The organism is Methanoculleus horonobensis, assembly GCF_001602375.1.
GTDB lineage: Archaea > Halobacteriota > Methanomicrobia > Methanomicrobiales > Methanoculleaceae > Methanoculleus > Methanoculleus horonobensis.
On the sequence record NZ_BCNY01000011.1, the window covers coordinates 121,939 to 147,306 of the forward strand.

At 61.3% G+C, this 25,368-nt stretch carries 24 protein-coding genes; 15 read left to right on the forward strand and 9 right to left on the reverse strand.

The annotated features are described in order from the left end of the window. Positions 1–7 precede the first annotated feature (7 nt). Positions 8–982, forward strand: a complete 975-nt coding sequence (locus MCUHO_RS02705) for an alpha/beta fold hydrolase (protein WP_067073070.1) — start codon at positions 8–10, stop codon at positions 980–982. A gap of 2 nt (positions 983–984) precedes the next feature. Then, positions 985–1,779 carry a CPBP family intramembrane glutamic endopeptidase gene (locus MCUHO_RS02710; protein ID WP_201786414.1) on the forward strand — a complete coding sequence of 265 codons (795 nt, stop codon included), beginning with the start codon at positions 985–987 and terminating at the stop codon, positions 1,777–1,779. Positions 1,780–2,279: 500 nt separating this feature from the next. Here MCUHO_RS02710 and MCUHO_RS02715 read toward each other — a convergent pair whose 3' ends face one another. Then, positions 2,280–3,488, reverse strand: coding sequence for a hypothetical protein (locus tag MCUHO_RS02715; RefSeq protein WP_153019984.1), 1,209 nt, complete (start codon positions 3,486–3,488; stop codon positions 2,280–2,282). A gap of 261 nt (positions 3,489–3,749) precedes the next feature. Here MCUHO_RS02715 and MCUHO_RS02720 point away from each other — a divergent pair, with 261 nt between their 5' ends. Continuing rightward, positions 3,750–5,360 (forward strand): PEGA domain-containing protein, encoded by a 1,611-nt coding sequence (locus MCUHO_RS02720; protein ID WP_067073081.1) that lies wholly within the window; start codon positions 3,750–3,752, stop codon positions 5,358–5,360. An 8-nt stretch (positions 5,361–5,368) separates the two neighbouring features. Then, a complete protein-coding gene (locus MCUHO_RS02725) occupies positions 5,369–6,493 on the forward strand; it encodes a hypothetical protein (RefSeq protein ID WP_153019985.1) in 1,125 nt (374 codons plus the stop codon). Between the two features lie 28 nt (positions 6,494–6,521). Here the strand turns inward: MCUHO_RS02725 and MCUHO_RS02730 are convergent, their stop codons facing one another. Then, on the reverse strand, positions 6,522–7,355 hold the full coding sequence (locus MCUHO_RS02730; protein ID WP_067073086.1) for an SDR family oxidoreductase: 834 nt from the start codon (positions 7,353–7,355) through the stop codon (positions 6,522–6,524). Between the two features lie 15 nt (positions 7,356–7,370). Next, positions 7,371–8,132, reverse strand: coding sequence for an acetoacetate decarboxylase family protein (locus MCUHO_RS02735; protein WP_235808137.1), 762 nt, complete (start codon positions 8,130–8,132; stop codon positions 7,371–7,373). A gap of 339 nt (positions 8,133–8,471) precedes the next feature. On the opposite strand from MCUHO_RS02735, the gene MCUHO_RS02740 reads away from it, so the two are divergent. The 3 genes from MCUHO_RS02740 to MCUHO_RS02750 are packed head-to-tail and all read left to right on the forward strand — an operon-like array spanning position 8,472 to position 10,035. Then, positions 8,472–9,104, forward strand: a complete 633-nt coding sequence (locus tag MCUHO_RS02740) for a hypothetical protein (RefSeq protein ID WP_067073089.1) — start codon at positions 8,472–8,474, stop codon at positions 9,102–9,104. After that, positions 9,101–9,709, forward strand: a complete 609-nt coding sequence (locus tag MCUHO_RS02745) for a hypothetical protein (RefSeq protein WP_235808138.1) — start codon at positions 9,101–9,103, stop codon at positions 9,707–9,709. Before MCUHO_RS02740 ends, MCUHO_RS02745 begins: the two co-directional genes overlap by 4 nt. Beyond that, on the forward strand, positions 9,706–10,035 hold the full coding sequence (locus tag MCUHO_RS02750; RefSeq protein ID WP_067073091.1) for a hypothetical protein: 330 nt from the start codon (positions 9,706–9,708) through the stop codon (positions 10,033–10,035). Before MCUHO_RS02745 ends, MCUHO_RS02750 begins: the two co-directional genes overlap by 4 nt. An 86-nt stretch (positions 10,036–10,121) precedes the next feature. On the opposite strand, the gene MCUHO_RS02755 is transcribed toward MCUHO_RS02750, so the two are convergent. Together MCUHO_RS02755 and MCUHO_RS12545 are read right to left on the reverse strand one after the other, a co-directional pair. Further along, positions 10,122–11,492, reverse strand: a complete 1,371-nt coding sequence (locus tag MCUHO_RS02755) for a cache domain-containing protein (protein ID WP_067073094.1) — start codon at positions 11,490–11,492, stop codon at positions 10,122–10,124. A gap of 134 nt (positions 11,493–11,626) precedes the next feature. After that, a complete protein-coding gene (locus MCUHO_RS12545; protein ID WP_067073096.1) occupies positions 11,627–12,406 on the reverse strand; it encodes a 4Fe-4S binding protein in 780 nt (259 codons plus the stop codon). Between the two features lie 442 nt (positions 12,407–12,848). Between MCUHO_RS12545 and MCUHO_RS02765 the strand changes: the two genes are divergently transcribed. From MCUHO_RS02765 to MCUHO_RS02795, 7 genes are read left to right on the forward strand one after another with little or no spacing between them, the layout of a single operon-like run. Then, positions 12,849–13,481, forward strand: coding sequence for a GNAT family N-acetyltransferase (locus MCUHO_RS02765; RefSeq protein WP_067073098.1), 633 nt, complete (start codon positions 12,849–12,851; stop codon positions 13,479–13,481). Next, on the forward strand, positions 13,478–15,415 hold the full coding sequence (locus tag MCUHO_RS02770) for a proton-conducting transporter transmembrane domain-containing protein (protein ID WP_067073100.1): 1,938 nt from the start codon (positions 13,478–13,480) through the stop codon (positions 15,413–15,415). Before MCUHO_RS02765 ends, MCUHO_RS02770 begins: the two co-directional genes overlap by 4 nt. After that, complete coding sequence (locus tag MCUHO_RS02775) at positions 15,412–16,353, forward strand: respiratory chain complex I subunit 1 family protein (protein ID WP_067073102.1); 942 nt, start codon at positions 15,412–15,414, stop codon at positions 16,351–16,353. Before MCUHO_RS02770 ends, MCUHO_RS02775 begins: the two co-directional genes overlap by 4 nt. After that, positions 16,350–17,057, forward strand: a complete 708-nt coding sequence (locus tag MCUHO_RS02780; protein ID WP_067073104.1) for a hydrogenase subunit — start codon at positions 16,350–16,352, stop codon at positions 17,055–17,057. The genes MCUHO_RS02775 and MCUHO_RS02780 overlap by 4 nt, the downstream gene beginning before the upstream one ends. Next, complete coding sequence (locus tag MCUHO_RS02785; RefSeq protein WP_067073106.1) at positions 17,054–18,535, forward strand: proton-conducting transporter transmembrane domain-containing protein; 1,482 nt, start codon at positions 17,054–17,056, stop codon at positions 18,533–18,535. The genes MCUHO_RS02780 and MCUHO_RS02785 overlap by 4 nt, the downstream gene beginning before the upstream one ends. A gap of 1 nt (position 18,536) precedes the next feature. Further along, positions 18,537–20,111, forward strand: coding sequence for a hydrogenase large subunit (locus MCUHO_RS02790; protein ID WP_161485872.1), 1,575 nt, complete (start codon positions 18,537–18,539; stop codon positions 20,109–20,111). A 10-nt stretch (positions 20,112–20,121) separates the two neighbouring features. Further along, on the forward strand, positions 20,122–20,625 hold the full coding sequence (locus MCUHO_RS02795) for an NADH-quinone oxidoreductase subunit B family protein (RefSeq protein WP_067073109.1): 504 nt from the start codon (positions 20,122–20,124) through the stop codon (positions 20,623–20,625). Positions 20,626–20,636: 11 nt separating this feature from the next. On the opposite strand, the gene MCUHO_RS02800 is transcribed toward MCUHO_RS02795, so the two are convergent. The 3 genes from MCUHO_RS02800 to MCUHO_RS02810 all read right to left on the reverse strand — a co-directional run bounded on the left by MCUHO_RS02800 (position 20,637) and on the right by MCUHO_RS02810 (position 23,630). After that, on the reverse strand, positions 20,637–20,942 hold the full coding sequence (locus MCUHO_RS02800) for a hypothetical protein (protein ID WP_067073111.1): 306 nt from the start codon (positions 20,940–20,942) through the stop codon (positions 20,637–20,639). 43 nt (positions 20,943–20,985) lie between these two features. Beyond that, positions 20,986–21,372 carry an ACT domain-containing protein gene (locus MCUHO_RS02805; protein WP_067073113.1) on the reverse strand — a complete coding sequence of 129 codons (387 nt, stop codon included), beginning with the start codon at positions 21,370–21,372 and terminating at the stop codon, positions 20,986–20,988. Between the two features lie 71 nt (positions 21,373–21,443). Further along, positions 21,444–23,630, reverse strand: coding sequence for a BMP family ABC transporter substrate-binding protein (locus MCUHO_RS02810; protein ID WP_067073115.1), 2,187 nt, complete (start codon positions 23,628–23,630; stop codon positions 21,444–21,446). A gap of 217 nt (positions 23,631–23,847) precedes the next feature. Here MCUHO_RS02810 and MCUHO_RS02815 point away from each other — a divergent pair, with 217 nt between their 5' ends. Next, positions 23,848–24,600: a class I SAM-dependent methyltransferase gene (locus MCUHO_RS02815; RefSeq protein ID WP_067073117.1), complete on the forward strand. Its 753-nt coding sequence runs from the start codon at positions 23,848–23,850 to the stop codon at positions 24,598–24,600. A gap of 216 nt (positions 24,601–24,816) precedes the next feature. Here MCUHO_RS02815 and MCUHO_RS02820 read toward each other — a convergent pair whose 3' ends face one another. Further along, a complete protein-coding gene (locus MCUHO_RS02820) occupies positions 24,817–25,296 on the reverse strand; it encodes a GNAT family N-acetyltransferase (RefSeq protein ID WP_067073119.1) in 480 nt (159 codons plus the stop codon). Positions 25,297–25,368 lie beyond the last annotated feature (72 nt).

Sequence of the window (25,368 nt, forward strand, 5' to 3'; positions counted from 1 at the left end):
ACCCGGCATGGTTGACCTCCCGATCGTTCTCGTCCTCCTCGGTATCGCCGTCGCGGGGGTGGCGGTCACGGCACGTTACCGGGGGGATATGCGTGCCGTCCGGGAGCGTATCGAGAGCCTTGAGAGCCGGGTTGCCCGGACCGCCTGCGGACCGATCGGGTACGTCCGGGTGGGAGACGGCTACCCGGTGCTGGTCGTCCACGGCAACGCTGGCGGGTTCGACCAGGGGTTGATGCTCGCCGGGTGGACCATCGACCCGGGGTTTCAGGTCATCGCGCCCTCGAGGTTCGGCTACCCCGGCTCGCCCATGCCTCCGCGGGCGAGCGTCGCCATGCAGGCGGATGCCTTTGCCGTTCTGCTGGACGCCCTCGCTATCGAGCGGGCGGCCGTCGTAGGCTACTCGGCGGGATCGGCATCGGCGCTCCAGTTCGCCGTTTGCCACCCGGACCGCGTCTCGGCGCTCGTCCTCGTCGAGCCCGTCGCACCGGGGAAGGGGCCGGTCATGCCGAAACCCATATTCACCGTCTTCTTCAAGAGCGACTTCATCTACTGGGCAACGATCACCGGCTTCTGGCCGATCGTAGGCGGACCATGGGCCGGTGTGCCCCCGGGAAAGCGGCTTAGCCCGAAAGATAAGGCCGAAGTCAGGATGCTGCTCTCAAGTCTCCTTCCCGTAAGCGCCCGGGTCGACGGAAGTTCTTTTGACATCTACGTCTCAACCCCCGGACTGCTCAACGCCACGGAGAGCGATTATCCGTTCGGTAGCATCAGGACGCCGGCGCTGGTGATCAGCGCCGTGGACGATCCGCTGGCTCTCCACGAGAACGCCCGCGCCCTCGTGGAGAAGATCCCGAACGCCCGCCTCCAGGCCGTATCCGGCGGCGGCCATATCCTTCTCGGGCACCATGAAGAGGTCCGGCGGGGGATCGCGGAGTTCCTGCGGAGGACCGTGGCCTCGCCGCTGAACGAAAAGGGAAAGTGATCATGGCGGAGAATGTGAAACCTAGAGAATGCATGAGCGCCGGGCGGTCGCCCCCGGCGTTCTTCCTCCTGCTCTTCGTCCTCTCCGTCCCGTTCCTGCTCTTTTCCGGGACACCGCTCCCGGGGCCGGCAAACCTCCCCGTGAGCGCGCTCATGCTCGTCTGCCCGGGCTTGGCGGCCGCGATCCTGGTTTTTCGGGAGGAGGGAGGCGGCGGTGTCAGGAGGCTGGTCGGACGGGTCGCCGACTTTCGGAAGATCGGAGCCGCCTGGTACCTTCCGATCCTCTTCCTGATGCCCGCGATCATACTCATCTCCTACGGTGCCGCGCTCTTTTCCGGCCGGCCGCTCCCCGCCGACCCTTTCGTCCCGTATCTTCTGATCCCGGCCTTCGTGCTCCTCTTCTTCGTCGCCGGCGCATTCGAGGAGGTTGGCTGGACAGGATACGCCACCGACCCCCTGCAAGAGCGGTGGAGCGCTCTTTCCGCCGCACTCATCATCGGGACGGTCTGGGCGATCTGGCACTTCATCCCCTGGATCCTGCAGAACAGCCCGGTCTGGGCGGCGGGTCAGTCCCTCTCGACGGTCGCGCTCCGGGTCCTGATCGTCTGGCTCTACAACAACACCAGGGGAAGCGTCTTTGCGGCAAGCCTCTTTCACGGCATGGTGAACGTTAGTGAGTTCTCGTTCCCGAACTACGGCTCCCACTACGACCCGGTCGTAACCGGGGTGATCACGCTGGCGGTCGCGGTCGCTGTGGTGGCAGTATGGGGGCCGGCAACTCTCGCCTGCCGGTCCTGACAGCACGGGTGTACTACAACGGCAACAGACACCGCTTGTCCGTGCGACGGAACGAGCCGGGAGACGCGAGCGCGACGGGCATGGTGAATCCACCGGCAACCGGTTCAAAGCCCGCGCTTTCCGGAGCGACCGCTCCGGAGATATTCTGATCGATGATCCCACCCCGGGGAGATGGATCGAGCGGCGAAGATGTATTTGCTGTTTCACCCCGGCATGCGGGAGCTCGGAGATCTTCTCTGTCGTGAGCCGGACCGCAATGCCCACGCTATCGGAAACGTGATGAGCAGAATCCGTATCTTCCAACCGATTCCGCATCGGCATGGACTTTTTTCCGTCGACGTCCGGAGAAATATCATCGCGCCGGTTTCCAGGACTTCACACTGCCCTGACCGCTCCCGCTTGACCCAAGGAGATCGCAACAGGAGATCTTCAGGAAATTTCATCGCCCGGGTGCAGAAAAGCGATGAAACACAGAGCAGAGGAATCAAAAGAGGAGGTATTTATTGCATCGGCAAGATGCCCTGAGGCCGTAACCAGTCGATATCGACGAGAATGCACATTGAACTGTATTCCTCACGCGAAACATCCAGGCCCAGTAACGATTGATATAATTCCATTCTTGTGGCATCTTCAGCAAGTTCCGCTCTCCCGACGTCGTACGCCTCCTCGAAGTTGTAATCGCTTATCCATGTTGTTTCAAGCGCGTCAATCCCCGTTCCGGACACATCGGTGTCCCATGCGACATATGCGTGATTTGGGGTGATAATGATATACGGCCGCATACCTATCGCCTCGATTGCAGAGGCAAAGAGGACTGCACCGTCGATGCAGTTCGCGCTCCCTCTTGCTAGAGATTCATCCGGAGGGCTGACCCGCTGTGAATCGCCTATCCCGAATGCCACCGGCACACTCACGTAACTAAAATTGTAGTCGTATTTCAATGCGTTATAGATGGCTTTGATCTGAAGAGTCGTATAATTCCTCGTGTCGTTGTAGGTGGCTAGAGAGCCGGGACTTGAATACCCCGAAAAACTCCGCTCAAGTCCATAAAACGCATATCTCTCATCGACATCGCTCGTCGCTCGTTCTTTTGCCGTTGCCAATAACTCCGTTACCCCACTGGACTGAGGGGTGACGAATGCCGCGATGAGCCCATGATAGATGCCGACCGTCCCATTTGAATCTTCAATAGCCCACACCATCTGGTTCATTGGATAGAACGTGATCAGGTACGTCTGTTCGTCGTGAACAACCCAGTCGTCGCCGTTCCAGTATTCAATTTTGTAGTAAAAGTTTGCGCTGGTTGTTGTCCGAATCTCCTGAATCTTCTCGACGCTTAATTTCGTGTATTGATTATAGGCTTGCGTACTGTTCGCACCAACCCGCATGAGATTGATAGTCTCGCTACCGTAATCCGGATATTTCGACGTGAGTCGAACTCGAACGGGCGCTGCTGTCGGATTATATATGGTATAAGTTGCATCCGGCTTGTTCAAGAACCGTGTAGTTGCTGCGCTATGCCAGGACAAAGGATAGATCGACTTGTATTCTACATAGCTCTGAATAGGGGATTCCTCGTTTCCCGGCGGCAGATTCTCCGGCTCTTCAGATGCGGAGGCGGAGACGGGTATGGAGCAGGATAGCAGTGAGATGACTGCTATGAGCCAGCATACCGTAAAATAGCGAAAAGCAGTTATTATGAGGGACATGCAATTGCCTCTGGCCGCAGTGTGGATACAATATCTATTATAAATAATTTGCCAGAAATCCGGGTACTCAATATCGATTTGGGATTGATTAGTGATCTATTATTTTCAGGCCGGCCGATCGCCAGTTTATTTGGCATTTCCTCGAAGATACCGGTCGACGGGCAGTACAACTGCATAAAATGGCGTTCAGTAATGTCCGTACATCACGTCCCATTCATGTAGGATAGTATTATATTGTGGGGTATATATTGTGGGCCGGTGATGATCGGCGTGACCAGAATTTGCCATATTGCCGGACTGCTTCTTCTCATGGCCATGATCTCCGTAATCGTTCAGGGGTCGCCGACCGATGAAACCGGCGATATTTCTCCGATTGACAGTCGTGACCCGGCATCGTCGACGGATCCCGGGACCGGAGAAAATTTAGGCGGCCCGCAGATAATGCAGATAACTAACCGCACAGGAGACCAGTATTTTCCACGCGTGTCAGATAACTGGATAATATGGATAGAAAATGAAAGTGAAGGCACCATGGGCCTGTACTTATACGATATTGCAAACAGGTCCGAGAGACGAATTGTGGACTGTTCCCCTTTTCGTACGATACCGGTGATATCCGGCAACTGGATCGGCTGGGTTGAGTCCCGAAACGACTCTTCCGGTCAGTATCTTCCATGTGTCTGCGTGTATAGCATTTCGGACGATGGAATCACTCAGGTTACCAGGTACCCCGCCATGCCGTCGCAGACAAGCATATCACGTTCTTCAATGTTCGACCTCATATCGACGCTGGATATCTCAGACAATGGGATCGTCTGGCATGATAGAAGAAACGGAAACATGGATATCTACTACGCCAACCTGACATCCGGGGAGGAACAACAGATCACTTCCTCACCTGCCGATCAGACATCTCCGTCGGCCTCTGGTGATTTGATAGTCTGGGCAGAGAAGATCGAGGGGGAATATAGCAATATCCACCTCTACAACCTGACCTCGGGTGATCTGAAGCGAATTACCGATTACCCTGCCGTGCGAACAGATCAGGTTGTCTCAGGAGATCACGTCGTCTGGGCACAGGTAAGACTTTCGGATTACGATATCTGCTGCTACAATATCTCTTCGGGCAATACAACCTGGATTACATCTGAATCAACAGATCAGCGCTGGCCAAAGCTCTCCGGCGATCTCATCGTCTGGTCCGATAACCGAAGCGGGAACGGTACCGAAATTTACACATACGATCTCTCGGAACAGACCGAAACACAGGTCACAAACAACAGTATCGACAAAGTCCAGGCAGATATCGACGGGAGCAACATTGCCTGGATGGAAAACCGGACCGGTCATTATGCTGTTACCCTGTGCTCACTGGGGAATAGATCAAACACCAAACCCCGGGCATACGCGGTTCAGGTAAACTCCATTCCCCAGGGGGCCGACATCTATGTGAACGGAGAGGTTCGGGGGCGTACGCCGTCGACCCTGCAGTTCGATCAATCCGGAAGTCACCCTATCGAGATCGTAAAGAAAGGATTCAAGCCGTATACTGCGACGCTCAATGTCACCGGTTCCATGGATTACGTGGCAAATCTCCAGCGTGAGGGGGGCACCGCACCGGGTGCCCCTCTACCGGTACTGATGACCGTAACCGTAGACTCGGTCCCGAGAGGTGCAAACGTCTCAATAGATGGAGTGCATCTTGGAGAGACATTGCTTACCATGGACGGACTGCCTGTCAGGGACTATACGCTTGAGGTAACACGTGAGGGTTATCAGCCAAACAGCACGACCGTGAATTCGTCGGAGCCCGTCAACGTCACCCTGATGCCTCAGGAAACGAACGAGATAGATGGAGACGGACTTATGTGAAGAGAAGCATGCGCCCGAAAGACAGGGGATCCCATGCCTCTCTTAACCGGCCGCTGGAGCGGATAGCCGTTGCAGTCACCCTCTCTGTCCTCGTTTTTGTAATCTATTTCGGATTCAGCACAACTACTCCTTACTATTCCCTCTCGGAACTGCATGGTGTCGTTGCCCTCGCTTCGCAGAGCGGAGCAATAGGATTCCAGCTCATCGGTCTCCGGTACCTTGTTTCCCGGGGAGACAGAGTATTCAAGGATGAATTTCCATCAATTCCCTGCCATCGGGGAGATGCTTGTCCGCATATGACAATGAAACTGACACTGCACAGGAATACACATTTTATCAGGTTTATTGCAGCATTTCTTTCGCCGTTTATCATCATCGAATTCGTCAATTTCCTTATAGGGAACAAAAGTTTTCTCTATCTCGTGAGCCCATCGTTGTCGAGCATCTTATTTGATATTTTCAACTACGGGGTAACATTCGTCAATTACTTTTTGCTTGGAACGATTTTATGGATCCTTTTTAGTGCCGTATCGATGATCGGAGAGATCGGAAGCGCCGAATATGGATTACACGATGCTGTCGATGTCTACTGTCCGGATCGGATCGGAGGCCTTTCCCCGGTTAAGAAGTACCTATTTAGCATCCTCTATCTGTTTCTGGCAAGCGTTGCGCTGCTGATGATGGGCAACATCCCTCTACTCTTAATGCTGGAGAGCATGATTCGTTTTCTTGGCGCCGGATTGTATCTACCCTTCTTCAACATTATTGCTGGCCTCTGTATACTCATACTTCTGTCATTTTTAGGGACTATCCTGACGATTACCGGATTGAATCGACTCTGTTCCATCTGCCTGAAAAGTCTTGAAGACAGAATCAAGTACATAAACGCGAGATACGATGATATCCAGAAAAGGCTCCTCTCCATCCCGCTAGATGAGTTATATGGATCGGAAGGAGAGGTCGGCAATCTAAGATCGACCATCGACACCTTCGGCACCGAGAGGGAGAGACTGCTGCAGTGGCATTCACGTTGTAGCGGGGTCAATGCCGGGACGACGATCCGGCTCTTCGTGGCATATATTCCGCCGCTTGTAGCAACAGCGTTCCAGTTGTTGCAGTTATTCCCTCGATAGAACCCGGGCCCGGGGCAAAAAGTGAGGATCAGAAGTATGAACCGCCCTTCTCGAAGGCTTCCCGCCGCTCGCGTGCCATCTGCGCCAGCCGCTCCTCCACCTCCGGGACGCCGAGGACGTAGCCCTTCCAGAGGTCGGTGTAGGGCTCCTCGGGCACGACGATGATCCCCTTATGCTCCGCGACCCGGTCGAGGATGAGCGCCGCCGCTTTATCGGCGGGATACGCGTCGTCGGGGATCCGCAGTTCGCCCCGGGCCTGTCCGTCGATACCCTTGTTGAAGATCGGGGTGGCGATGTTCGCCGGGCAGATCGTCGAGAAGTAGAGCCCTTTATCCGCATACTCGTACTTCAGGCACTCGGTGAGGCCGGTGACGCCGTACTTCGTCAGGGAGTAGAGCGCCTGGAACGGAGGCGGAACGATGCCCGCTATCGAGCTGGTGTTCACGACGTGCCCGAATCCCTGTTTGAGCATGATCGGGACGGCGGCATGGACGCCGTAGACGACGCTCCAGATGTTGGTATCGATGATCGCCTTCCAGTCCTCGAGGGTGGCCATCTCGAACGGGATGGTTCCCCCGACGCCTGCGTTGTTGAAGAGGAGATCCAGCCTGCCCGCCTCTGCCGCCGTACCTTCGATGCCCTTCTGCACCTCTTCCTGCTTCGTCACGTCCATGACAAGCGGGCGTGCCCGGCCTCCGTATGCGGCGAGCTGCCCCGCGGCCGCAACGACCTTCTCCCGGCTGCGGCCGGCCATGTAGACGGTTGCCCCCCGCTTCAGGAGCTCTTCGCTGATCGCGTACCCGATCCCGGAGTTCGCGCCGGTGACGATGCAGATCTTGCCCGTATAGTAATTAGAATCCATGATCCTCACCTGCCCTTACTCGATGACCCTCGCGCCCATCGCACGGAGGATGGCCCTTCCCTCGACCATTACCCCCTGCGTCACCCGCTTTATCGGCAGGGCCGCGAGGCTGTTGACGATGTAGTACTGGGCCGGACTCTGCATCGGGGTCAGTTCTGTCCATTTCAGGCTGCCCTTTCCGACCTCTGCCGTCTCGACCTCCATGCCCTGGGGGTAGAGGACGAACTGGGAGAGTTCCGCTCCCGGAGCCCCGACCTTCGGGATGTACCGCCACCCGAGGGTGTTCATGGTGAGGAACTGCGACTTCAGGGCATCGAGATCCCGCCCGGTGATCGATCCTGTCGCCTCGAAGTTCATGTTGAGGAAGGTGTTCCCCTCGTAGCTGACGGTCGTCGCGTAGTGGGGCCGGACGATATGCAGGTCTTCGATATCCGCATAGATCTTCGGGATGCCGGTCTGCTCCCGCCCCCCGAGGATGGGTGCGGTCTTGTTCTCCCAGACCACCAGCGTGTAGGCGCCGTCGAGTTCGTCCTTCTTCCCGTGGAACCGGACCGGCGCCGAGACGTTGATCAGGTTGTACTGGCCGCCGTGCATCCAGTTGATCTCGGTGAATTTGTTGAACGCGACCTGCACCTCGGGCGCCAGGAGTTCGAATCCCTCGGGGATGTAGTTCTCGAGGAGGTCTCTCTCGGTCTCGAAACTGATGACGAGACCGGCTGCCTTCTGCGTGACCAGCGTCTCCGGGTCGAATTTGCCGCCTCCGAAGTGAACCGGCATCAAGTAGGTAAAATCGTCCTGTGGTCGGAACATAATGTTCTCCAATATGGAGCATATCATCCTATTGAGCATATACTTTTTGAATCGTGCTTCTCCCGCATCCGATTTAGAAAATAAATCATCTAATGGAGCGATACTTAGAACGACCGGCGATTTCAACGACTCTCATCAGCGCCATAACGATCGCAGATCGGCGGCGAGCTCCGCCTTCAATGCGGCAGGGGCTCAACCGGAGCAGGAATAGATACCTATATAAATATCCTGGATGCAGATCAGAGCATTTACTCGATCAACGCCATTAATCCATCTGTTGCCGGATAGAACCGCGGAGATACAATCATGGAACGTACCAGCCAGCCGGGAGAGAAGACCGGGGCCATTACAAGAGCAGAGTCCGACCTCTCCCTCGAGGTCGTCATCCTGCTCGTCTTCGGGGTCTTCATGTCCCTCTTCGGCCTGCTGCTCTTCAGGATTCAGACGGGAGAACTGCCGTATGCCCCCGACAGCACCTACGGACTCTTTCTCGTGATCGTCTCGTTCCAGGTAATCACGATGGGGAAGACCCCGTTCGGCGACCTCCGGCGCTCGTGGGCGGTCATCCTTCTCGGGGTCGGCACGGCGGTCGTCGGGATGGCCGCCTGCTTCATCCCCGGGCTGCTGGCCGGGCCGGTTCGCATCCTCGTCGGAATACTGCTCTTTGCCGGGGGGGCCGCACTCCTCGCGCAGTTGTTCCTCTCCAGAGATAAGGCCCGGCTGTGGCTGAAAGTCCCGGGGATTCTCCGGCACCTGACGATCGCCTGCATCATCGTCTACGTGATCTCGATCGCCCTCGGCCTCGTCACGCTCCTGCCCGGGATCACGACCGACTCCGTGACCGCGGTTCTCCTCATCGTCTACGGCATCGGCTTCTTCTACCTCGCCGGGTGCATCCAGAAGGCCAACCGGCTGTATCCGCCGGAGGGATCGGCGTGATCTCGAACGATCCCCGGACAACCACCGGCACCGGCCTGTTCCGGGAGGCGTCCCTCCCCCTCCCGGTCGCGATCGTCATCCCGGTCGGCGCCCTCCTGATCCTCCTCGGGCTGCTTCTCGTCCCGGTGAACCTCGGACTCATCCCGTTCTCCCCGGACGGCCAGCTCGGCCTGCTGCTCGTCATCATGGCCATCCAGATGCTGGCATTGGGCGAGACCCCGATGGGCCAGTACAAACGCTCGTGGCTCCTGATCACCATCGGGATCGCATTCGCCGCCATGGGGATCTTCTCCTGCATCGTTCCGGGCATCCTGACCGACGTGATCCGGCAGCTCCTTGCGATCCTGAACATCGCCGGAGGAGTGATACTCCTTGCAAAACGGTTCCTCCCGATGCTGCAGGGTGCCGGCGAACCAGCGGCCCCTCTCCCGCCGATCCTCAAACGGCTCCTGGTCACCCTGACGGTCTTGAACGTCGTTGCAGTCGCGTTCGGTACCAGCATGCTGCTGCCGGGCCTCGTCCCGGGGATGGTCATTGCGGGCATCGTCGTGATCAACGGCCTGCTCCTCTTCGTCCTGGCATCGATCCTCCTGAGACTGGGATGAAGCGGCCGCGGCCACACTACCCTTTTCCCCCAAAATCGCTCTCAAGACGTCCCGGTTCCCTCTACGGGACGGCGTTCAGGTACGCCGACAAGACCCTGAACAACGGCGGGTACACCGGCAGCGTCGAACAGGCGGTCTGTGACCCCCGTGCCGTCGCTCTCTACTTGAAGGCCGCCTCGAACGGTGCGGCTCCCCTGGACTTCACCCTCTACGTGCCCGCGGGGTTCGGGAGTCTCGCGGGCGTGAAGATCCCCAATGTGGAGGAGACGGACGATCCGGGCAGGATCTTTACCGCCCGCTTCGCCGGGGGCCGGGAAGTCTGGTAAAAGCGATCCGGAGCGTCCATACCGGCCGGGGGCGGTGAAGGGGTATCTCCCCCTTTGCCCCGGCGACCCCGCTCCTCGATTATCTTCTATGATTGGTGAACGAAACCCATATCGACGCCGACGAGTCCGACGACGGCGCCGCTCGCGTCTCTGACCGGGGCATACCCGGAGAGGAGGGTGGTGGTCTCGTTGCCCCACTCTTCCGTATAGAACGCGGGTTCGGCAGAGGGTTCCGTAAACCCGGCGAGGAACGCAACGTCCTCTTCCGTAGGCACGTAGACGTCGCCTATCACGGTCGCGTAACCGCTGCCGTAGTCGGCATCCACGACGTACTCGGTGGCGTTCTCTGCTTTACGCATCGTATAGACGTAGACGACCCCGGGATTCTCGTCCCGGAAGGCATCGAGCCGGTCGCGGATGGCGGTGAATGCCGTGGTATTCTCATCGCCGGGCTCGAGCGCCGCCATGGCGTCGCCGTCGATCTCACCCGCAACCTCCGCCGCGAGGGCTTTAACCCGCTCCTGCGTGATCGGGTTACCCGCCTGGATGCCCGCCATCCCGACGCTGGAGCCGCTCGCGTTCATCACCGGGGCGTACGCGTAAATGACGGAGTAGATCTCGGCGGTGGGCTCCTCGAAGCCGGCGAGGAGGCCGGCGTCGAGGTCCGTCGGGATGTAGCCGTCGCCTATCGCAACGCCGTCGCTGCTGCCGTAGTCTGCGTCCACGACGTACTCGACGGTATTCCCGGTCTTTCGCATCGTATAGACATAGGTGAACCCGGGGTTCGCGGTTCGGAAGGCCTCGAGCTGCTCGCGGATGGCGGTGAATGCCGTGGTATTCTCGTCGCCGGGCTTGAGCGCCGCCATGGCGTCGCCGTCGATCTCACCCGCAATCTCCGCCGCGAGGGCTTCGATCCGCTCCTGCTCGATCGGGCTGTCCGGTTCGATGCAGACAATGCCAACGACGGTGCCGCTTGCATTCCTCACCGGAGCATACCCGTAGGCGCTGGAGTAGACCTCAGTGTAGGGCTCCACGAATCCGGCAAGGTAGGGGGCTCCCGGGTCGACAACAGAGGATCCCCCGCCGATTGCGTATGCCCCGAAGGTGCCGTAGTCTGCGTCAACGACCACCTCGATGGTGTTCCCGGTCTTACGCATCGTCGAGATGTAGACGATCCCGGGGTTTGCAGACCGGAACGCGTTGAGCCGGTCGCGGATGGCAGTGAATGCCGTGGTATTCTCGTCTCCGGGCTCGAGCGCCGCCATAGCATCGCCGTCGATCTCACCCGCAATCTCCACTACGAGAGCCTCCATCTCATCCTGCGTGAGCACCTTCTGCACCGGCACAATCTCGCCGGGGGCCGGTTCGGTCGCGCCGGGCGCAAATGCGATCATAACCCCTGCTGCAACGACAATCAGCGCAATAACTGCGGCTATCAGAACGTTCTGGCCTGTCATATCAGATATTCCTTCAGGGATCTATTGCAAACGTGAAAGGTTAAAGATTCGCAAATCTCTCGCGGCTATTTGCGATTTCGAGGAGGATTTCTGGCGGATGCCTGACGGGATATCAATAGATATGAGGTTCGGCGCTATCCGGTGATGCGGCCGGGGGTATTTGCAGGAACCTCCGCTCCCGAGAGCGCCGGGCATCCGGTGACGCAGAGGCTGCACCGGATCGTCGCCGCCCGGGCGACGAGCGGCGCGAGCGGGGCCAGACCCCCGACCAGGAACCGCCGCCGGAGCAGCCATTTCACGGCCGGGACGACCGGGGGCAAAACCCATGCACACACCGTCCGGCACCGGAACGCATCGAGACCGTCCGGGCCGATCGCCCCTTCCGGGCATGCACGGCGACAGGCCCCGCACCCGGTGCAGAGCGGCGCAACCTCGCCGCCGGCCCCGTCTTCTCGTTCGAACTCCGGGGCACCGGGGCCGGCCACGACGCCGGAGAGCAGCAGCCGCGGGCCGAAACGGCGGTTGAGGAGGAGGGTGTTCATGCCGATCTCCCCGAGCCCCGCGGCCGCCGCGATCTTCTTCAGGCGGACGACGCCCTGCACCTTCCCCTCGACGACCCGCACAGGGAGGTAGAGCGGGACGGGGCGGGACGCGATATCCTCCGCACCCAGGAGACCGGCGAGCCGCCGGGCGGTGCCGTCCAGGCTCTCGGCGATCCGGAGCATCTCCCGGGTCTTCTCACCCGGCGGCATCCGGTACACCGGGGCGGGGACTTCTTTTCCGAAGACGATCACGGATTGGGCGGCCGGGAGGAACTGCAGCACCGATACCCTGTCCGCATCAGGGAGTTCCTCAAGCCCGACCCGGGCGAAGGCGTCGATGCCCTCATCCCCAAAGAACTTCGCACAGTCCATCCCGGCACTTCCTGGAGAGTATAGACGTGAATGCCTCATCAGGATATTGGTGGAGGGTGCCTGCCACACTCCGGGCGCCCGGTCCGGCGAACCGCGCCGGCCGTTTAATCATTTCACCCGAGAGAGACGAGGATCCGTCGATAAACGGCGTGAGAATTACGCAAATCCGGAACGGAGCGGGAATAATGCGCCGTTCGAGAAATAACTATAAATAGCACCAGGGAGCATAACTAAGCGAAGACGAACGCCGGTGATAAACCTGAGATGTAACCCCGATCGCACCCCTACTGTTGTCGAATTGAAATTGGAAGGCATTTCCAGCACGCATCCGCCCACCGGCGCTCCGCAGATCCTCGACCCGGCACCGTGCTACCCGGCTTGCAGGCCGTGAGCCTCTACGGATCCCATTCTATAGCAAAGCCTTGCGAGGTCAACTACACCTATGATCCCCGAAATACCAGAGTACACCAACCGTTCTTACGATGAGGACAGATCTCTCCTCACACTCGAGAGTATCGCTGCCGAGGACTCCCGGACTTCCGGAGGCCTGAGGAGAAGATTCCTCAAGCCGGCTGCACTGCAGCCGGCCGCCGGGGTCGAAGGTTCCCTCGTGGTTCGCGAACTCTTCCCCCACGAATTCCCGCACGTCGAAGAAGAGGTCTGGAGCCACTACCGCGACCGGAGAGCGCATCCGGGCAGCGACCGGATCTTCGGAGCCCTGAACGGCGGATGCCTCCTCGGCGCCGTCCGATGCCGCAGGCACCCCGACGGCTGCGAGGTGGACCGGCTCTCCGTCCTTCCGGAGTACCGGGATCAGGGAATCGACCGGCAGCTGATGGATCTTCTCGTCCGCGAATGCGGCGAACGGGACATCCTGTACCTGCATTCCCAGACCGGGCTCATCACCTTCTACGCGTCCTTCGGCTTCTCCCCCGTCTCCGGGCGGGAACTCCCGAAGACGATCCGTGAGCGGTTCATCTTCCATACCGGGGAGATGGACGCACTCGGGGTCACGCCCATGAGGCGGGACCCGGGTGCACAGGCCGGAGAAGACCAGCGGATGCGATCAGAGTGATTCTCTCCCTCCTGGCCGCCGGCTTCTCCCTGCTCCTCCTCGGCACGATCCTCCCCCTCCTCATCCGGCGGGAGGACACGCCGGTCCGCACCGCCTCGCTCACGGCGACCCTGCTCGGGTCGGCCTTACTCACGGGAGCCGCACTCCCGGTGCTCTTCCACGCCACGACCGTCACCGCGACGCTCTGGCAGATGCTCCCCGGGATCGACTTCACCATCGTGCTCGACCGGCTCTCGGCCCTCTTCCTCCTCATCCTGGGCGTCGTCGGGATCGCCGATGCGGTATACTCCTTCGGCTACGTGGAACACTGCAACCGTCCGACCCGCAGGAACCTCCTCGTCTCCCAGATGAACCTCTTCATCCTCTCGATGGGGATGGTGATCCTGGCCGGAACCACGGTTCAGTTCCTCGTCTTCTGGGAGATGATGGCGATTGCGTCGCTCTTCCTCGTCCTGTACGACGTTGAAGACGAAGGCGTCGGGCGGGCGGGCCTCTTCTACGCGGTGATGTCCCAGGTCTCCACGGTCTTCCTCTTCATCGGGTTCATCCTCCTTTATAGCGAGACAGGCACGTTCGCCCTCGTCCCGGCGGCGCCGGTCGCCTCCCCCGCAGCCATCGCGGCGTTCCTCTGCCTCTTTGTCGGCTTCTCGGTCAAGGCGGGCATCGTCCCGTTCCACAAATGGCTTCCGTACGCCCACCCGGCCAGCCCCTCGAACATCTCCGCCCTGATGTCGGGCGTGATGCTGAAGGTCGCCGTCTACGGGCTTGTGCGGGCAGTCCTCGATATATTCACGCTCGATTTCGCCATAGGCGCCGTCATCCTCCTCTTCGGCACCGCGAGCGCAATCCTCGGGATCATCTACGCGTACAAAGAGACCGATATCAAATGTCTCCTCGCCAACCACAGCATCGAGAACATCGGGATCATCTTCAGCGGGATCGGTCTTGCCGTGATCTTCACCGACCTCGGGATGCCGGCGCTCTCGACGCTCAGCCTCCTTGCAGCCCTCTTCCACTCCTTCAACCACGCCCTCTTCAAGAGCCTCCTCTTCATGACGGCGGGATCGGTCGTCGCCGCCACCCACACCCGGAACGTGGAGGAGATGGGGGGGCTCGTCCACCGGATGCCGCTCACCGCAGGCCTCTTCTGCACCGGGGCCGTCGCCATCGCCGCGTTCCCGCCGCTGAACGGGTTCGTCAGCGAACTGATGCTCTTCGAGTCGTTCTTCTTCGGCCTCCAGGCCGTCGACCCGCTCGCGAAGGTTCTCCTCATCTCCACCCTCTCGCTCCTCTCCCTGACGGGAGCCCTGACGGCGGCCTGTTTCGTCAAGGTCTTCGGGATCGCCTTCCTCGCCCATCCCCGGTCGGCCAGCGCCGCGGAGGCAGAGGAACCGTGCAGCCCGATGCTCCTCGGCCCCGCGATCCTGGCCGGCCTCTGCATTGTTGCGGGTGTCGGCTCGTTCCAGATCTTCTCCGCCCTCGGCTACGACCTCCCCCTGCCCGACATGCTGGTCGTCGGCACGCTGATGGCCGCCACCCTCGCCGTCGTCTTCCTCGCGATGACGAGGAACGCCCCAAAGACCCGGGTCTCGGAGACCTGGGGATGCGGCATCCTCTCCCAGAACAGCCGGATGGAGTTTACGGAGACGGGGTACGCTGAACCCGTGGTCACCATATTCTCCCCGATATACCGGAAGGAGAAGAAGATCGAGAAGACCTGGCTCGACCCCGACCGGGCGATCGTGGCGGGAGCCCGGATCGAGATCTCGCTCATCAAGTTCTTCGAGGAGTACCTCTACCTCCCGATCGCCCGGGGAGCCCTCGCCGTCTCTTCGCGCGTCCAGCGATTCCACGCGGGAACCCTGGACACCTACATGCTCTACACCTTCGTCATCATCGTCGTCCTGGTGCTCGGGCTGGGGTGGTTCATATGAACGGCTCCTTCGTCGTCTTCGCACTGCTGAACATCGGGTTCGTCCTCCTGGTCTCGCCGCTCTTCATGAGCCTGATCAAGATAGTGAAGGCCCGGGCACAGGGTCGGCGCGGACCGCGTCTCCTGCAAACATACTACAACCTCGCCAAACTCGCGAGGAAGGAGACGATCTACTCCCCGGTCTCCTCGTGGGTCATGCGGGCCACGCCGTGCGTCTGCCTGAGCATGGCCGTCGTCGCGGCGCTCTTCGTGCCTCTGCTCTACATCCCCGAACCGGTGAGCGGGTTCGGGAACGTCATCCTCTTCCTCTACCTGCTGGGACTGGCCCGGTTCTTCACGGCGCTCTCCGGCCTCGACGCCGGGAGCACCTTCGGGGGAATGAGTTCCTCGCGGGATATGAGTCTTGCAGCCGTCATCGAACCGACCTCCATCGTCGTCATGGCGGCGCTCGCCGTCGTGGCCCGGTCGCTGAACTTCCTTGAGATCGGGCGGAACACCGCGGGAATGCTCTTCCCGGCATCCGCGACGATGCTCCTCATCGGGATCTCGCTCTTCATCATCCTGGTCGTCGAGACCGGCCGGATTCCGGTCGACAACCCCGAGACCCACCTCGAACTGACGATGGTGCACGAGGGCATGGTTCTCGAACAGTCGGGAAGAAACCTCGCCCTGCTGGAATACGCCGGCGCCATCAAGCAGACGCTCCTCATCGCCATCATGGTCTCGGTGCTGATGCCGTTCGGGCTCGTGACCGAACTCTCGGTGGCGGGCGTTCTCTTCGCCATGGCCCTCTTCGTGGTGAAAGGATCGGTCGTCTCGGTGATCCTCGGCCTCTTTGAGTCGTCGATAGCCAAGATGCGGTTCTTCTCCCTCCCGAACCTCTTCATCATCGCCTACTTCTTCTCGGTACTCACGATCTTCATTGAGGTGTTTGCATGATAGAAACTCCCTTCGTCGACGGCATCGTCCGGTTCATCTTCGTCGCAATCGTCATCACGGCCGTCTTCCTGATCTCGGCCCGGTCGCTCCCCTTCCTGCTCCAGACCTACCGGATGCAGTCGCTCCTCCTTGCGGCGCTCGCGGTGGCCATCTTCTTCGCGGAAGGACACACGGTTCTCCTCTGGATAGCCGTCCTCACGGTCGCGAGCAAGGTGCTCGTCATCCCGTACTTCATCGGGGAGATCCAGGAACGGATCAGCATCCGCCGCGACCTGGAGTTCCGGTACCTGTCGCCGGCAAGCTCGATCATGGTCTCGATAGCGCTGATCGTCGGCGTCTACCTCTCGCTCGGCAACATCCTCTCGCCGGTCTACGCGGACGCCGAACCGCTGTTCTTCTTCGGCGCGGTCGTCGGCATATCGCTGATGCTGATGGGGATGCTCGTCCTCTTCTCGAGAACGAAGGCGATCACCAAGGTGCTCGGCTACCTCTCGATGGAGAACGGCGTCCTCATCTTCGGCATCTGCGTCACCGAACTCCCGTTCATCATGGACGTCATGATCATGATCGACCTCATCATCCTGGTACTCCTGACGACAATCCTCACCGTCGGCATCGATTCGACGATTGAAACCTACGAAGAGAAGATACGGCAATACTCGCTCTGGAACTCGCTCTGGAGTACACGGGAGGATGCGCCATGATCCTGGCCTACCTGCTCATCGCGCTTGTGGCGATCGTCGGGTTCGTGCTGATCCCGTCCCGCCGCGTCCTGCACTTCCTCGCCGCCGCCCAGAGCGCCGCGGCCCTCGCCGCAACAGGCGTCCTCATCATGACCGTCCACCTGCCCGCGGCCGATCTCGGCCCGGGAACCGGGATCTTCTTCGCGGATCACCTGGGGGTGTTCCTCGCCGCCGTCTCCGGCATCGTCTTCTTCTTCGCAAGCCTCTATGCGGGAGGATACACCGAGCGGCTGATGGAGACGGGCGAACTCAACCCGAACAATCTCAGGCTCTTCTACAGCGGCCTTGCACTCCTCCAGACCTTCGTCACCCTCGCGTTCTTTGCGAACAATCTCGGGGTCTTCTGGATCTTCGCCGAACTGACGACGGTCTTCTCCGCCCTGCTCGTGGCGATCCTGGCTGCGCGGGAGAACATCGACGCCGCACTGAAGTACATCTTCATCGCCTCCGCCGCGATGCTCTTCTCGTTCACCGGCATCATCTTCCTCTTCGAGGCGGCACGGAGCGTCCTCGGCGAGGGGACGCTTGCCTGGACGACGCTGATGGAGCACGCCTCCGCGCTGCCGCCGACGCTGCTCTTTGCCGCGTTCGTCCTCCTCTTCATCGGGTTCGCCGCGAAATCGGGTGTCTTCCCGTTCCACACCTGGCTTCCCGAGGCCCACTCCAAGGCCCCGTCGGCCGTGAGCGCCGTCCTCTCGGGCGTCCTCCTGAACGTCGGGATCTACGGGATCATCAGGATCTTCGCTCTCGTCCACCAGACGGCGTTCGCGGAGAAGGTCTCCCTGCTCCTGATGGCAGCAGGTCTCCTCTCGGTCGGGATCGCGGCCTTCGCGATGCTCTACCAGACGAACCTGAAGAAACTGATCGCGTTCTCGAGCATCGAGAACATGGGTCTCCTCCTCATCGGGATCGCCGTCGCATCGCCTCTCGCGATCTTCTGGGTGGTCGTCCACATGCTCGCGCACTCGCTCACGAAGGCGTCGCTCTTCCTCTCGGCCGGGATCCTTCACCGGCAGTACCGGAGCCACGACCCGGGGGCGGACGACCGGATCGTCGACGTCTTCGACCTGCAGCCCTCGGCGGCCTGGGGCGTGATCATCGGCACCCTTGCCATCGCCGGGGTGCCGCCGTTCCCCATCTTCTTCACCAAGTTCTTCCTGCTCGTCCAGGTGGCGACCGTCTCCCCCTGGCTCCTTGCGGCGACGCTGCTTTTGATCCTGGTCGCGGTCGCGGGGATGGCACGGTTCCTGATCCGCGAGTTCTCGGCCGGATCGACTGAGAGCACCCCGAGACCGAGCAGGTACGCCGTTCCGCTCGGGATGCGCCTCTCGTTTGTCCTGCTCATCGTCATCATCGCCGTCCAGGGCCTCTGGTTCCCGGCGGCGGAGGTCTCGGTGATAACCGATATCGTCGCCGAACTCGGGTTCGGAGGTGTCTGACGTGACAGAAGGAGCGATGGTTGCCGAGGCCGGGACGCTCGCCCACGGCACCGTCCCCGAAGAGATCCGGCCGGGAGAGGTTCTCGTCCGGGTCGCGCCCGCCGACGTCGTCGGGGTCTGCCGGACGGCCGCGGAACAGGGCTTCGAACTCGCCGACCTCACCTGCGTCGAGGGGTTCGACCGGGAGGGAACGGCCGGCCTGCTCTACTGCATGGAGAAGGCGGGCGTCCCGGGAACCCTCACGATCGTCTGCACCCTCGACGGCGAAACTGCCCCGTCGGTGGACTCCGTCTTCTCGTCGGCGTCGTGGTACGAACGAAAGATCCGCGACCTCTTCGGGATCGACTTCCCGGATGCGTTCGACCGGCGGAGGCTCGTCCTCCACGAGTGTTACCCGGAGGGGTTCCACCCGATGAAGAAGTCGGTTCAGAACAGGCCGTTCTCGCCGAGGACGGTCATCCCGCCGGAGGAGGAGTATCAATTCATGCCGGTCGAGGGGAAGGGCGTGTACCAGATCCCGGTCGGGCCGGTGCACGCCGGGATCATCGAGCCGGGCCACTTCAGGTTCAGCGCGGTCGGGGAGACCGTCGTGAACCTCGAGGTGCGGATGTTCTACAAGCACCGGGGGATCGAGAAACTTGCCGAGGGAAAGATGCCGGACGAGTGCGTCGCCGTCGCGGAAGCGGTCAGCGGCGACGAGAGCGTCGCGAACGCCCTCGGGTTCTCTCTTGCGGTCGAACGGATCGCGGGTATCGCCGTCCCCGACCGTGCGGAATATCTCAGGACGATCTACGCCGAACTCGAGCGGATCCACTCCCATCTCGGGAGCCTGGCCGGGATGCTCGTGGACGTCGCCTACCCCGTGGGCGCGAGCCGGTTCACGGTGCTCCGCGAAGAGATCTTCCGCCTCAACCGCGACCTGACCGGGTCGCGGTTCATGCGGGGCGCCGTCAGGATCGGCGGCGTGAGCGTGGACCCATCAGACGACCGGCTCCGGGCGCTATCCTACTTCCTGCCCGGTGCGGAGGAGCGGTTCCGGGAGTCGCTCCGGGTCGTCCTCGCCTCGCCGACGGTCATCGACCGGTTTGCGACGACCGGGGTCATCGAGCCGCGGTTCATCCGCCCGCTCCACATCACCGGTCCCGCCGCACGTGCCTCGGGCTCAGTCCGCGACGTCCGCCGCGACCACCCCTACGGCGCCTACGCCGGCCTCGCCATACCGGTGCGGATGCTCACGGGCGGGGACGTGCTCGCCCGGTTCAGCCTCCGGGCGTCCGAGGTGATGGACTCGCTCGCGACGATCCGGGCATGCCTCGAACGCCTGCCGGACGGCCCGGCGACGGCGGAGACGGGCCGCGTGCCGGACGGGTATGCCCGGGCAATGGTCGAGTCCGCCCGCGGGCAGAGCGTCCACCATGTCCGGATAAAGGAGGGCAGGATCGACCGCTACTCGGTCAGGACGGCGTCCTTCTGCAACTGGCAGGCGATCCAGCACGCGGTGATGGGCAACATCGTGGCGGACTTCCCGGTGATCAACAAGAGTCTCGACCTCTCCTACGCGGGGACGGATCTCTGAGGTGACGAGAATGCTGCCGATACTAAAAAACATCATCTGTAAAAAGCCGACCGAAGAGATCCCTCTCCGCGATCCGGAGTTCGAGGCGGTCGGAAGGAACCTGAAGAGAGCCGTCGACGCCCGGATGAGGCGGAGCCTCGCCATCCGCGAGCTCGATTCCGGGAGCGACAACGCGACCGAGATCGAGATCAACCTCCTCTCGTCGCCGCATTACGATCTGGAGCGGTTCGGCGTCTCGTTCGTCGCGTCGCCCCGCCACGCGGATCTCCTCCTCGTCACGGGCGCCGTGACGCGGAACATGGAGGTTGCGGTGAAGAAGACCTACGAGGCGATGCCCGCCCCGAAGTATGTCGTCGCGGTCGGCGACGACGCATGCGACGGCGGGATCTACCGGGAGACCTACGCGGTTCTCGGCGGGGTCGATGCCGTCCTCCCCGTCGACCTGAAGATCCCGGGCAACCCGCCCGAACCGATCGAGATCCTGCGGGGGATCCTCGCGCTGATGACCAATTGAAGGGCGCCGGTTCAACCCGGGCCCCGCTCCCCCTCCATCCTCTTCGCCTTCATCTCCTTTGCCCGGCCGATGAGGTACTCGAGTTCCACGAGTTCCCCGGCACTCCCGCAGGCGCCCCTGCTGCATGCCTCGTCGTGCAGCCTCCAGCACTCCTGCTCGATACGCTTGAGATCGTCCATCGAGTAGCGGTGGTAGCGGGCAAGGATATCTCCATGCTCGCGGACGAACACGGCGATCTCTTCGAGGAGAGGTGTTCTGTCCGCTCTCGCCGGCGACCCTGCCGTGCACCGGCCGGCCCCGGGCGTGGTTCGCTCCATATCACGCTCTCGCCCCGCGAGGAGTTATCCCTTCCGGAGCCGGTCACTCCCGGCTGATCCGAGAGAAGAGTCCCTTCACGCTCCCGGCAACGGTGAAGGCCACGCCCTGCACCCAGACCGTAAAGAAGTCCAGGGCGACGGATGCGAGCGACTCGTCGGGGAACATGCGGTTACGCACGTTCCGCAGCGAAAAACACGCGAGCAGCATCCACACGGTCGCGACGAGCCCCTGGCCGACCATCGAGATCCAGAGCCCGAGGGTGGCGAAGACCAGCGCCATGCTGTAGCCGAGGAGGCTCGTGAAGAGCGCCGAGAAGAAGTTCAGCACGGCGCCGCGCGACAACACGTCGCGGAGCTGCGGCAGGAGCATGACCGCGAAGAGTATCGTGATGCCGGTTATTGCAAAATCCTGCCAGGTCGTATTGATCACGCCGTCCCGTGCACCCGCGGTGCAGCCCGAAGGTATCGACTTCCGGACATATCAGTCCACCATATTCGCGCTCAGAGCACCGCCGTCTTCAGGTACTCCTTCTCCGCGGCGATCGCCCGCTCCCGCCACTCGACGGGGAGCCGCGCGTACCGCTCGTCGAACCCCGGCGAGACGAACAGCCCGGTGCCACCGTCTTCGAGCGTCCAGACCTCCCTTCCCGGCGTGAACGTGCCGTCGACCTCGTTCTCCACCGCGTGACAGACGATCGTGTCGATCTTTTTTACCACCGACGCGGCGACGAGGTTCGGCGCGAGGTAGGACTGGTCGGTGTCCTCGCCGATGAGGTAGACGTCGCCGGTCTCCCGGGCGGCATCCACGATCCCGGTGTTTCCGGAGCCCGCGATCATCAGGATGACGTCGACGCCGTCGCTACGGAGGCCGCGGGCGAGGTCACCCGCACGCTCCGGCATCCCGAACCCCTCGAAACTCTCGCCGACGTAACGAACCGTGACGTTCACGTCAGGATCGCGTGCCTTCGCCCCCGCCCGGAACCCCTCGACGAACGGGTCGGTGACCGCGACCGGCGCACCGGCAATCGCGCCGATCCGCCCGGTCTCGCTCAGATCCGCCGCCATCACGCCCGCGAGGTACGAGGCGCCGAACGGCACCATCACGACGTCGCAGGCGTTCGGGAGACCGAAGTCGGCCTGCTCGAGGGTGAAGAACCGGATATCGGGGTGCTTCTCGGCCCACTCCCGGGAGGCGTCGGTGAACTGGAACCCCTCGGTGATCACGAGGTCGGGCTTCTCGGTGAAGTTCTGCTCCGCGAAGACGGCGTCGAGGAGCGCGAGGTCGTCGTAGGAGAACTCGCGTTTGGTGAGTTCGAACGCCTCCTTCGCTCGGAAGAGGCCGCGATACGCGGAGTCGGCATACGATCGGTCGCCCTTCACCAGCGGGTAGACCATCCAGACGACCGGCCCGGCGCCGGTAGCGGCCGCCGGGTCGTAGGAGAGGCCGGGGAGGGCCGCCGTTACGTCCGCGGAGGGGACGGGGGTGCTCTCGCAGAAGATCCCGCCTTCGACCGTCCAGTGGGCATAGTAGCCGACGAGCGGCCCGGCGGAGGGCGTCTCGGAGAACCGGAGAGGGCCGGAGGCGCCGGTGACGGACGGGTGGGCGCCCGCCCGGATCATCGCCGCGGCCTCGACCGCCTCCTGCGGATCCCAGCCTTTGACGGTGCCGTCGCCGGAGACGACCCACCGGAGGGACTCGGCGGGCGTCTCGGCCGGAACCGCCTCCTGCCGCGCCGCGGTGTAGACGGCAAGGAGGAGGGCGTCGTAGGTCTGTGCGGCAAACGGCGGCGGCGCTTCGCCGAAGATCTCCTCGTAGGCGACCGCGTAGCCGGTCGAGGGGTCGGGGGAGAGCGAGGTGCCCCGGATGCCCTCCGCCCGTTCGCCGAGGTTCGCGAGCAGGTAGGGCGAGCGGCAGGCATCGGTCAGGAAGAGGCCGGTGGGCGAGCCCGTCGCGGCGAGTGCATCGGAGAGCCTGACCGCGTCCTCGGGGTACAGGGCGGCAACGACCGTATCGGGCTCTTCTTCCCCGATCCGGGCGGCAACCGCGGCGAAGTCGCTCGAGTTGTCGATCGAGGACGAGCCGGCGATCCGGATCCCGTTCATCGCGGCCGCCGCCGGGGCAAGCCGTGCGAACGTCTCCCCGTATGTCGTGTTCGCGGTGACGAGCGAGATGTTTCCGACGCCGTCCTCCCGGAGGGCCCGGAAGATTGCCTCGACCTGCCGGCCGTCGGCGGGGCAGGTTCTCCAGAAGAGGTTCTTCTCCTTGAATCCGGCGGTGACGAGTCCCGTGGTGACGCTCGGGGAGATGAGGAGTTTGCCCTGCCCGGTGACGATCGGAGCGATCTCTCCGAGTTCCGCGCTCGTCGCGGGGCCGATGACGACCTCGATATCGTCGCGCCCGGCCAGTTCCTCCGCGTACGCGGAGATGTCGCCGGCGCTCGTGTCCCGGTAGACGACCTCGATGGCGCGTCCGTCAAGACCGCCGTGACGGTTCATCTCGTTCACCGCCCAGGCGAGCCCGTCGAGGGAGTGGGTGGCGAGCGATCCGTTCGCGGGCAGCAGGACGCCGATCCGGACGGGGCCGGGATCGGCCGCGGCGGCGCATCCGGCGAAGAGGATCGCGAGCGTGACGATACCAAAGAGCGTGAGAGCCAGAATAAAGCCGGGGAACGGGGATCTTGTGGTCATGACAGTGTCCGGGCGCCTGTGATCGGCGGTAGATCGATGTACTTCGGCACGGGTTCAGATATGATTTTTTATTCGGTTCCGGCGCCGGATACGGCGGGATCGGATTCGGGCGAATAGCGTTGAGCAATGTAACGCCAGACTCTCTACCGCCGCCGGGCACCTTGAAAATGACAGAGACGACCACAAACTAAATACAATCCTGAAATCAGGATGATATATGGAAACCCATCCAGTTTTTAAGATTTTTGAATCGTTTCCCCGGCAGGGGGCCGGGGATGATGAGCACACGGAAAAGGCATTTTCAATCATCCGAGAACCACCTGGAGGAGGTGGTGAGATCCTTGATGTTGGTTGCGGGAAGGGTGTACAGACGATGGCCCTTGCCCGCCTGTGCCCGTCCTGCAGGATAATCGCGACAGATATACACCAGCCTTTCCTCGATGCGGTGGATGAAAAAATTGCAGCCGAAGGTTTCTCCGGGAGAGTCAAGACGGTCTGTGCATCTATGGACGATCTTCCCTTTGGAGAGGAGTCTTTCGACATTATATGGGCTGAAGGATGTTCATCCATCATAGGCATCGAGAATGCCGTCAGGTACTGGAAAAAACTTCTGAAACAGGGGGGATACATGATGATCTCGGATATATTCTGGTTTACGGAGACCCCCTCTGATGAGGCACGGGAATTCTTCGCCGAATTCCATCCGGCAATGATGATCGAAGAGAAAGGATCTGAGATCATCCGGAATGCCGGGCTTGAGCTGGTTGGATCCTTCAGGCTCCCTTCACGAGTATGGGAAGAAAGTTTCTACGGTAAACTGAGGGAGAAGTTTGGAGAACTCGAAGAGGAATATGCAGATGATGAGGTCGCCCTGATGGTAATCGAGGGGTTGAAACGGCAGACCAAAATCTTTGAGAAATACCCGGATGAGTTTGGGAATACATATTATGTGATGAGAAAACCGTTGTGAAGAATAGTAGATGAGAATAATTCCTGCAAATCTAATTTTTCTCAACATCCCCCGCAGCCGGTGGGTTGTCATGCACGACAATTCAGGTCTCGCGTTTACCGCCCTTATCGTCCACCGGCTCCTGCACCGGAAGTTCTTGCATATCGACAGGTACCTTGCCCGAGATAAAACGAGCAATGCAGAACCGCCGGGCGACCAATAACGTGAAGGGGCGCCCTACCGGCCTTCGTCCAGGGCTTTCACCATCACGTAGTAGTCCAGCCTTCTCCCGTTCCCGACGGGGATATACTCCTCGCACTCCGTCGTGTAGCCAAGCCCGTCGTAGAACCGCTTCGACGGCAGCGAGGCGGAGAGATCGACTTTTCGTATCCCGCAGCGGAGCGCCTCCCGCTCCAGCGCATGCATCAGCAGGGCGCCGTATCCCCGGCGCTGGCGGGAAGGGTGGACGAAGACCCGCTTGATCGTCGTGCCGAGCAGGGTGCCGGTGCCGACGATCCGATCGGCAGGCTCGATGACGAAGGTGCAGCCCCGGTCGGCGTCCGCTGAGATCTGCTCCACGGTATGGTAATCGAGAAAGTAGTCTATCGCTTCCCGCGGGTAGCTCTTCGCATACGAGACCTCTATCGTCTCGGCAACAAGCCGGCTCACGTCCTCTAAGTCCCCGGGACTGAATCTCCGGAGCGGGATATCTTCCATGATCCTCGCGAGAGAGATAGCGCACCTTACGGGATAATCGTTCCGGGGCGACCGTTTACGCTATCCGTCACC

Bases quoted from the DNA above. Each gene is read 5' to 3' on its own strand.
- MCUHO_RS02705 (WP_067073070.1), top strand. From the start codon at position 8: ATGGTTGACCTCCCGATCGTTCTCGTCCTCCTCGGTATCGCCGTCGCG.
- MCUHO_RS02710 (WP_201786414.1), top strand. From the start codon at position 985: ATGGCGGAGAATGTGAAACCTAGAGAATGCATGAGCGCCGGGCGGTCG.
- MCUHO_RS02715 (WP_153019984.1), bottom strand. From the start codon at position 3,488: ATGTCCCTCATAATAACTGCTTTTCGCTATTTTACGGTATGCTGGCTC.
- MCUHO_RS02720 (WP_067073081.1), top strand. From the start codon at position 3,750: ATGATCGGCGTGACCAGAATTTGCCATATTGCCGGACTGCTTCTTCTC.
- MCUHO_RS02725 (WP_153019985.1), top strand. From the start codon at position 5,369: ATGCGCCCGAAAGACAGGGGATCCCATGCCTCTCTTAACCGGCCGCTG.
- MCUHO_RS02730 (WP_067073086.1), bottom strand. From the start codon at position 7,355: ATGGATTCTAATTACTATACGGGCAAGATCTGCATCGTCACCGGCGCG.
- MCUHO_RS02735 (WP_235808137.1), bottom strand. From the start codon at position 8,132: ATGCCGGTTCACTTCGGAGGCGGCAAATTCGACCCGGAGACGCTGGTC.
- MCUHO_RS02740 (WP_067073089.1), top strand. From the start codon at position 8,472: ATGGAACGTACCAGCCAGCCGGGAGAGAAGACCGGGGCCATTACAAGA.
- MCUHO_RS02750 (WP_067073091.1), top strand. From the start codon at position 9,706: ATGAAGCGGCCGCGGCCACACTACCCTTTTCCCCCAAAATCGCTCTCA.
- MCUHO_RS02755 (WP_067073094.1), bottom strand. From the start codon at position 11,492: ATGACAGGCCAGAACGTTCTGATAGCCGCAGTTATTGCGCTGATTGTC.
- MCUHO_RS12545 (WP_067073096.1), bottom strand. From the start codon at position 12,406: ATGGACTGTGCGAAGTTCTTTGGGGATGAGGGCATCGACGCCTTCGCC.
- MCUHO_RS02765 (WP_067073098.1), top strand. From the start codon at position 12,849: ATGATCCCCGAAATACCAGAGTACACCAACCGTTCTTACGATGAGGAC.
- MCUHO_RS02775 (WP_067073102.1), top strand. From the start codon at position 15,412: ATGAACGGCTCCTTCGTCGTCTTCGCACTGCTGAACATCGGGTTCGTC.
- MCUHO_RS02780 (WP_067073104.1), top strand. From the start codon at position 16,350: ATGATAGAAACTCCCTTCGTCGACGGCATCGTCCGGTTCATCTTCGTC.
- MCUHO_RS02785 (WP_067073106.1), top strand. From the start codon at position 17,054: ATGATCCTGGCCTACCTGCTCATCGCGCTTGTGGCGATCGTCGGGTTC.
- MCUHO_RS02795 (WP_067073109.1), top strand. From the start codon at position 20,122: ATGCTGCCGATACTAAAAAACATCATCTGTAAAAAGCCGACCGAAGAG.
- MCUHO_RS02800 (WP_067073111.1), bottom strand. From the start codon at position 20,942: ATGGAGCGAACCACGCCCGGGGCCGGCCGGTGCACGGCAGGGTCGCCG.
- MCUHO_RS02810 (WP_067073115.1), bottom strand. From the start codon at position 23,630: ATGACCACAAGATCCCCGTTCCCCGGCTTTATTCTGGCTCTCACGCTC.
- MCUHO_RS02815 (WP_067073117.1), top strand. From the start codon at position 23,848: ATGGAAACCCATCCAGTTTTTAAGATTTTTGAATCGTTTCCCCGGCAG.
- MCUHO_RS02820 (WP_067073119.1), bottom strand. From the start codon at position 25,296: ATGGAAGATATCCCGCTCCGGAGATTCAGTCCCGGGGACTTAGAGGAC.